Annotated in this window: 7 protein-coding genes; 4 read left to right on the plus strand and 3 right to left on the minus strand. The window is 70.2% G+C overall.

The genetic code is table 11. From position 1 onward, the window contains the following. Positions 1–34: 34 nt before the first annotated feature. From D7Y13_RS49955 to D7Y13_RS34310, 3 genes are all read left to right on the plus strand, one after another. A complete protein-coding gene (locus D7Y13_RS49955; RefSeq protein WP_244222410.1) occupies positions 35–811 on the plus strand; it encodes an EI24 domain-containing protein in 777 nt (258 codons plus the stop codon). A 218-nt stretch (positions 812–1,029) separates the two neighbouring features. Further along, positions 1,030–4,281 carry an MXAN_5808 family serine peptidase gene (locus tag D7Y13_RS34305; RefSeq protein WP_120585139.1) on the plus strand — a complete coding sequence of 1,084 codons (3,252 nt, stop codon included), beginning with the start codon at positions 1,030–1,032 and terminating at the stop codon, positions 4,279–4,281. A gap of 185 nt (positions 4,282–4,466) precedes the next feature. Next, positions 4,467–5,366, plus strand: coding sequence for a hypothetical protein (locus D7Y13_RS34310; RefSeq protein WP_120536132.1), 900 nt, complete (start codon positions 4,467–4,469; stop codon positions 5,364–5,366). On the opposite strand, the gene D7Y13_RS34315 is transcribed toward D7Y13_RS34310, so the two are convergent. Next, on the minus strand, positions 5,363–6,106 hold the full coding sequence (locus D7Y13_RS34315; protein ID WP_120536133.1) for a glycerophosphodiester phosphodiesterase: 744 nt from the start codon (positions 6,104–6,106) through the stop codon (positions 5,363–5,365). The genes D7Y13_RS34310 and D7Y13_RS34315 overlap by 4 nt on opposite strands. A gap of 116 nt (positions 6,107–6,222) precedes the next feature. Between D7Y13_RS34315 and D7Y13_RS34320 the strand changes: the two genes are divergently transcribed. Continuing rightward, entirely contained in the window at positions 6,223–6,447 is a 225-nt protein-coding gene (locus D7Y13_RS34320) for a twin-arginine translocase TatA/TatE family subunit (RefSeq protein ID WP_120536134.1), read from the plus strand. Positions 6,448–6,454: 7 nt separating this feature from the next. Here the strand turns inward: D7Y13_RS34320 and D7Y13_RS34325 are convergent, their stop codons facing one another. Next, positions 6,455–7,246 carry a hypothetical protein gene (locus D7Y13_RS34325; protein WP_120536135.1) on the minus strand — a complete coding sequence of 264 codons (792 nt, stop codon included), beginning with the start codon at positions 7,244–7,246 and terminating at the stop codon, positions 6,455–6,457. Positions 7,247–7,252: 6 nt separating this feature from the next. Continuing rightward, positions 7,253–8,172 (minus strand): hypothetical protein (locus tag D7Y13_RS34330; protein ID WP_341870456.1); only part of this gene is annotated, 920 nt, incomplete at its 5' end.

Below are 8,172 nucleotides of genomic sequence, written 5' to 3' on the forward strand. Positions count from 1 at the left end.
ATCTACACCCTGGGGTTCGTCGGCAGCGTCAGATGTGTATAAGGGACAGGTGGGGCTGCTCGGTCGCGCCTTCGGCCTGGTCTTCCGCTCGCGCCGGCTCTTTCTCTGGTCCGCCCTCTGCGCGGCCATCACCGCCCTCACCCTGGTGGCGCTGGGCGTCCTGCTCTACCGGTACGCCCCCGGCCTCCTGGAGTCCGTCTGGAACCGGCCCGACTCCTGGTACGGCCGCACCGGCTGGTACACGGCGCTCATCCTGGCCTCCCTGGTCGCCTGGGTGGTGGGGGCCAACGTGGTGCCGCCCCTCCTGCTCGCCCCCCTCCAGGACCCGCTGTCGGAAGCCACCGAGGCCGAGTGTGGGGAAGCGGACGCCACCGTGTCCCCCGCCTCGTTCCTGCGCGGGCTGACGACAGGGCTGTTGCACACCCTGGCGCGCATGGCCCTGCTGTTCCTGGGGCTGCTGGTGCTGCTGCCGCTCAACCTGGTCCCGGGCCTGGGCAGCATCGCGTTCACCGTCCTTGCCAGCCTGTGGACGATGCTCTGGATGGCCGCTGAACATCTGGCCGCCCCCATGACGCGCCACCTCTACCCCTTCGCCCAGGTGCGCCGCATGCTGGGCGAGCGACGGGCGCTGTGCATGGGCTTCGGCGCGGGCGTCTACGTGCTGCTCTGGGTGCCGATCCTCAACACCTTCTTCCTCCCGGTGGCCATCATCGGGGGCACCCTGATGTACCGGGGCCTGCGCGCCTCGGGGGACCTGCCGCCTCCCCCGGATGCGCTCCCGGCGCCCGGAGGCCCACCCGGGGCGAAATAAAGGGGACGGCCGGCTGTCCGTACCCGTGAGGCGATCCGGGAACGCATTGCCTGCGGCAGACGTTCTCGGACGCTAGTGACATGGCCATGCCTTGAAGCACCTGGAAGCCGTGATTAGGCTTGCCCGGCCGCTACCAGGACCCTGGCTCACGCCGAACTGTTCGGATTCACAGGGCTTTTCACGCATCACCCCGGGGCGCCCAGAGTGCCCCAGCTTGGATGAACCGCATGCCGCGTATCTTCCGCCGCATCACCGCCGTCGCCGTTCTGTTGGGGGCCTGGGCATTCGCGGGCAGTGACCGCGCGCCCCTCCCGCTCACCCTGGGAGCGGCTGAGGCGGGGCAGGACTCCTGGGACGGCGCCCTGCCGTCCAACGCCAAGAGCGAGAAGGCGCCTCACGACCTCAACAGCCTGCGCGTGCTGACGAAGGTCATCCTCTACGTGAAGGAGAACTACGTCGACCCCAAGCGGGTGAAGCCCAAGGAGATGATGATCGCCTCCCTGGAGTACGTGGAGAAGAGCGTCCCGGACGTGCTCGTGGACGGCAACCCGGAGACGGGCAAGCTCAACGTCAACGTGAACGGCAAGCAGAAGGAGTTCGACATCTCCCACGTCGACTCCCTGTGGAAGATGTCCTTCGCGCTCAAGGACGTCTTCGACTTCCTGTCGAAGAACATGCGTCCCATCGAGGAGACGCGCGACATCGAGTACGCGGCCGTCAACGGCATGCTGTCCACGCTCGATCCCCACTCGGTGCTGCTGCGCCCGGAGCTGTACCGGGAGATGAAGCTGTCCACCAAGGGTGAGTTCGGCGGCCTGGGCTTCGTCATCCAGATGAAGGAGGGCAACCTCACCGTGGTGAAGGTGCTGCCCAAGACGCCCGCGGCCAGGGCCGGCATCCAGAAGGACGACCGCATCAAGAAGATTGGCGAGGAGTCCACCGTCAACATGGACCTCAACGAGGCCGTGTCCAAGCTGCGCGGTGTGGTGGACAGCCGCATCACCATCACCGTGGAGCGCGACGGCTGGGACAAGCCCCGCGCCATGACGGTGGCGCGCGCGATGATCTCCATCGAGAGCGTGCAGCACAAGCTGCTCGCGGGCGGCGTGGGCTACGTGCGCCTCAAGAACTTCCAGGGCAACACCACGCGCGACCTGGAGTCCGCGCTGACGGAGATGCGCAAGCAGGCGGACGCCAAGGGCGGCTTCAAGGGCCTGGTGCTGGACATGCGCGGCAACCCGGGCGGCCTGCTGGAGCAGGCCATCCAGGTGTCGGACACGTTCCTGTCCAAGGGCACCATCGTCGCGACCGTGGGCCTGTCCGACAAGCTGCGCGAGGAGAAGCGCGCGCGCATGACGGAGGGCGAGGAGTCCTACCCCATCGCGGTGCTGGTGAACGCCGGCAGCGCTTCCGCCTCTGAAATCGTCGCGGGCGCGCTCAAGAACCTGGACCGCGCGGTCATCATCGGGCGGCAGACGTTCGGCAAGGGCAGCGTGCAGGTGCTCTACGACTTCCCGGACGACAGCGCGCTCAAGCTGACCATCGCCAAGTACCTGACGCCCGGCGACCTCTCCATCCAGGAGGTCGGCATCGTCCCGGACATCCAGCTCATCCCCACCCGCGTCACCGCGGACCGCGTGGACGTGTTCGCGCCCCGCAAGTCCATGGGCGAGGCGGACCTGGATCAGCACTTCGGCAACCCGGACTCCACCACCGTCGCGAAGAAGCGCGAAGAGGTGCTGGACCGCGAGAAGCCGGGCACCAGCCTCAAGTACCTGAAGGTGGACGAGAAGGCCGCCCAGGCCGCCGCGAAGAAGGAAGAGCCCAAGGAGAAGGTCGCGGCCAAGCCCGGCGCCAAGGAGAAGGACAAGAAGGCGCACGGCGAGAATGATCCGCTGCTGGACGTGGACGTCGCGGGCCAGGGCGAGGACCTGGACGACCAGCTGGACGCGGAGTCCCAGGAGGAGATCAAGGAGGACTTCGAGGTGCAGTTCGCCCGCGACTTCGTCCTGCGCGTGCCGGCGGTGAAGCGCACCGAGCAGATCAAGCAGGGCAAGGCGTTCGTGGAGCAGAAGCGCAACGAAGAGGAGCAGCGCATCAACAGCGCCATCGCGGCGCTGGGGGTGGACTGGAGCGCGGGTCCGACGCCGAAGAACGTGCTGGTGGACGCCAGCTTCTCACCGGGCAACGACGCGAAGATCGCCGCCGGCGAGGCGCTGGACATGGTCATCCAGGTGGAGAACAAGGGCACGGAGCCGCTCAAGCGCGTGCGTGGCTGGACGGAGAGCGACAACGCGTTCCTCGACCGCCGCGAGTTCCTCTTCGGCGCCATCGCGCCGGGGGAGAAGAAGTCCTGGAAGGTGCAGGTGCGCCTGCCCAAGGACCTCACCAGCCGCCGCGACGACGTGAAGGTGAAGCTGTTCGACGACAACGGCTCGCTGCGCGACACGCTGGTGTCGGAGCTGTCCTTCGTGGAGCTGCCCCGCCCCACGTTCGCCTTCAACTGGCAGGTGCAGGATGACTGCGCCGAGTGCAACGGCGACGGCGTCGTGCAGCGCGGCGAGGACGTCACCGTGGTGATGGACGTCACCAACACGGGCGCGGGCGCGGCGCTGGACTCGTTCGCGCAGATCAAGAACGGCGGCGACGCGAACGTCTTCATCGAGAAGGGCCGCTTCAAGCTGGGGGAGATCAAGCCCGGCGAGACGAAGACGGCGCGCTTCCAGGTGTCCTTGAAGAAGGGCTACAAGGGCGACACCTTCCCGCTGAAGCTGGCCATCCTGGACGAGCCCCTGGAGGAGTTCGTGCTGGAGAAGCTCCAGCTGCCCGTGAAGGACGCGCCCGTCGCGACGCTGGAGGCCAAGAAGGGCCTGGTGAAGCTCAACGACAAGGCGGAGCTGTTCGGCGCGCCCACCCCGGACGCCCGGGCCGTGGCGAAGCTGCCGCAGGGCGCGACGCTCGCGCTCGAGGGCACCACCAAGGGCTACTACAAGGTCGCGCTGGAGAAGGACCGCTTCGCCTTCGTCCGCACGCAGGACGCGAAGGAAGTGAAGACGGGCAAGGCCGTGGCGCCCAAGACGGTGGCGTGGACCACCACGCACCAGCCGCCGGACATCAAGTTGGACGTGGACCCCTCGCACGGCGGCGTGGTGGTGAACGGCGACAAGTTCACCCTCTCCGGCGCGGTGAAGGACCCCAACGGCCTCCTGGACGTCTACGTGCTGGTCAACGACCAGAAGGTCTACTTCAAGGCCGTGGACCCCAAGGGCGGCGAGCCCCACACGCTGAAGTTCACCGCGGACTTCGCCTTGAAGGAGGGCAACAACAACGTGCTGGTGGTGGCCCGCGAGAGCACCGAGTTCGCCAGCCGCCGCACCCTGGTCATCCGCCGCCGTCCGGCGGAGGTGGCCCAGAAGGTGGCGACGCCCGCCGCCGCGGCCACCACGCCGGTGAAGCCGCGCCAGCAGTAGTCCCCGGCCCCTACGCCGGCGCCTGAACAGGGCGGCCTGCTTCCAGTGACGCCCCTCCCACACACGGGAGGGGCTTCTTGGAGGAGGGCCGCCCGTTTTGTTGACGCTCTACCGATGGCCGATTTAGGGTCCTCGCAGGTGGGCGCCCGCTTGGCCGGCACGCGTCCCGGAGGCGTGAATCCCCAATGCGGACGTTCAGTCGGTGGCTGGTCCTCGCGACGGCGCTGTCCGGGGCTGCTGCCCACGCGGACGACAATGACCTGCAGATTGCCCGGTTCGGCATCGACAGGTTCGGGCAGGACAACGCAGCGGCGCTGGCGAGCGCGGACTTCCGCGCCTTCGCGCGCACGTTCGGCGCGGTCATCAACTCCGCCAACCTGATGCCCCCCCGCACCACGGGCCACTCGGGCTACGCGTTCAACGCGGAGCTGTCCGTGGTGTCGCTGCCGGACAGCGTCTTCCTGCCCACGGAGCGCGAGCAGCCGGGCTCCGTGCTGCTGCCCTCCGTCCATGTCCGCAAGGGCCTGCCCTTCTCGCTGGAGCTGGGCGGCCGCGTGGGCTGGGTGGAGAAGAGCGGCATGGTCACGGCCATGGGCGAGCTGAAGTGGGCCGTCAACGAGGGCTTCACGTACCTGCCGGACGTGGGCGTGCGCCTGCACGTGACGAAGCTGTTCGGCGCGCACGACCTGGACCTCACCACCACGGGCCTGGACATCGGCGTGGGCAAGCAGTTCCCGCTGGGCGGGATGATCACCCTGACGCCCTACGGCGGCCTGGACCTGGCCTTCGTGCGCGCCACGTCGCGCACGCTCATCTTCAACCCCAACCTGACGCTGGAGGAGTCGCAGGACGACGACTCGCGGGCGACCCTCGCCAACGGCAACGCGGGCACGTACGCCCGGGTGTCCGCGGGCGACAACCTCACCCCGCGCTTCTACGCGGGCGCGCGCTTCATCGGCGGCGCGCTGCAGCTGGGCGCCGAGTTCTCCGTGACGAGCCTGGGCAGCTTCGACGTGACGGGCGAGGCCAGCCGCGACCTGCCCTCCGTCGTCGCCTTCAACACCACGCTGGGCCTGGACTTCTAGGCGCTCACCGCGTCCGGGGCGGGAGTGCGCAGGGCCTCGCGCACACGTCCCGGGCGGTTGGTGATGAGGTAGGAGATGCCCAGCTCGCGCAGCTCCCGCGCGCGCTGGGGCTCATCCACCGTCCACGCCGCCACACTCAGTCCCGACTCCCGCCATGCGCTCACCCGCTCCGGCGTGCATGCCTCGTGGAAGGGGTGCACCGAGTGCGAGGACACCAGCGGGCTCACCACGTACGCCTGGGGCGCCCAGGCCTTGTCCGGGTCGATGAGGAAGCCCCTGCGCAGCGTGGGGGCCACCGCTGCCAGCCGGAAGAGGCACAGCGGGTTGAAGCTGGACAGCACCACCCGTCGGCCGAGGTCCCGCTCGGCCACCAGCCGGGCCACGCTCTCCACCAGGCCTCCGTCATCGAAGCGGTCGCACTTGAGCTCGATGTTGACGAGGAAGTGCGCGGGCAGTGCGTCCAGCACGTCCTCCAGCAGCGGGATGCGCGCGGGGGCGTAGCCCAGGGAGGAGCCCACGTCGGCCCGGCGCAGCTTCCACCAGGGCGTGGTGCGCACCTCCCAGGGCTGGCCGGCCAGTCGCTCCAGGCGCTCATCGTGGCACACCACCACCTCGCCGGAGCCGCAGGCCATGGCGTCCAGCTCCACCCCGTCGGCGCCCTGGCGCACGGCCTCGGTGAAGGCCTCCAGGGTGTTTTCGGGGGCATCGGCGCTGGCACCACGGTGAGCGAGCAGGAGCATGGGCGCGCAGTCTGCGCTGGAACGGAAGCCGGGGCAGCTGTCGCGGAGGCCGGGCGTCCGGGGGTGGACGTGCGCCCGGCTTGCCTCCCGGGAGGGTTTATTGCAGTGTCCGAAGCATGCTGGGTGCTGGAGAATTCATCGTCCTCGGCTTCGTCCTGTTGGTGGTCTTCTCGGCCGCACGGATGGGGCAGCTGGGCAACGCGATGGGCAAGTTCGTCTACTCCTTCCGCAAGGCGTCGCGCGGACAGGACCTGGTGGACGTGAAGACCCTGCCCGGTTCGCGCCGGGGCAGCACCGACGCGGACTTCACCGAGCCCACCTCCAAGGACCGCCGCTCCTAGAGTCGCCTCAGAACTCCTCGCCGTCCGGGAGCACCAGAGGCCCAGGCGGGGTGCCGGGCGCCGGCTCCAGGAGCAGGCGCGCGGCCTGCTGGCGCAGGGCGGGGAGCAGGCCCGCGTCCGCCACCAGCTCGCGCAGGTCCGCGGTGTTGAGCAGCGGGACGATCTTCGCGCCCACCTCCGGCGGCAGGTACGGGTTGAAGACGAGCGCGCGGCGCACCGCGTGCCGCACCGACCAGCGCGAGGCCTTCCAGATTTCGACCAGCGGCTCCGGACGGGCGGGACGGCGCGCGGCGATGCGCACCACCAGCGGCTCGGTGAGGCGGGGGTTGAGCAGCACGTTGCGCAGCACGGCCGGGTTGCTGACGGTGGCCAGGCGCGACAGCACGTCCGGGTCTCGCGTGAGGCGCGCCTGCTGCTTCAAGTGGCCCAGGGACTGGTTGGCCGCGAGCGCATCCGCCCGGGCCGCCGCGTCCGCGTCCAGCTCCTTGCGCGCGGGCCCCTGGGCGAAGAGGTCCGCCACGGCCTCCAGGGACTGCACGTGGGCCATGCGCCGGAGCGCTTCCACGTGGGGGATGTGCTCGGCCTCTTGATCCAGCGCGGCCATGAAGTCCGACAGCACGCAGGTGGCGGGGGCCTGGCCGGCGCGGGCCAGGGACAGCAGGTGGCCGATGAGCTCGTTCGTGTCGAACGGCTCCCGCCGGGCCAGCTCGCGCGCGGCGGCCTTGCGGCGCACCGTGGCGCCTCCGCCCAGGGCGTGCAGGTTGCGCGCGAGCGCGCGGGCCTCCTCCAGGGTGGACATGGCGCCTTACTCCCCCGTGCGGTCCGCCGTGGACGAGGAGGGCGCGGGCTCCAGCGTCACTTCCAGTCGGAAGCCAGCGAGGTCCGCGGGATACTCCTGGAACACCACCAGGAAGGGCACCTTGCCCCCGGGGGGCACCGGGAGGGCGGCGGCGTCCAGGCGCTGGCGCAGCGCGGTGGCGGCCTCCGCGTTCGTGACGGCGTAGAGATCCTCCGGGGTGGCCAGCGCGCCCGCGAGCCCCTCGGACGAGCGCACCCGCTGGTCCCCGTCGAAGAGGGCGGCGCGCACGCGCACGGACGCGGCGGCGCCGGTGCGGTTCTCCGCCTCCCCGCGCACGACGAAGAGCATGTGCCCATCGCGCGTGGCGTACAGGCCGTTGGACACGTCGCTCGCGGTGAACGGGTGGGCCGGCGGCATCACCAGCGCGCGCAGCCGGTCCGGGGACAGCGTGGAGGCGTTCACCTTCCCGTCGCGCAGGTACACGATGCCCAGGGCGCCCAGGGCCACCACCAGCACGGTGGCGACGGTGAGGTTGACGACGAAGCCCGTGAGCTTCCGCGCGCGGCCGGGCAGCCGGCGCTGGGGCATGCCCACGTCCTCCAGCCGTGCGGAGGGCTTGGTCACCGAGACGGCGGGCCCTCCGCGCATGGAGGCCAGGTCCACCACCTCGCGGCGGGGCGTGGTGATCTTGAAGGGGTCGCCGTCGTCGTAGGCCGGCACGTCGCCCAGCAGGGAGATGCCGTCCGAGTCCGGCGCCGCTTCGGCGGGAACGTCCCCCAGCAGCGCGGCGCGCCCGGTGTCCGAGGCGGCCATCCCCTCTTCCCCGGAGGCGCCACCGCCGGAGAAGTCGAACAGGTCGCCCATCCCCCCCGAGGGCGCGGCGGCGGGAGCATCGTCCAGCGAGAAGTCGAAGAGCGGGTCGGCAG

Source organism: Corallococcus praedator (assembly GCF_003612125.1).
Classification (GTDB): domain Bacteria; phylum Myxococcota; class Myxococcia; order Myxococcales; family Myxococcaceae; genus Corallococcus; species Corallococcus praedator.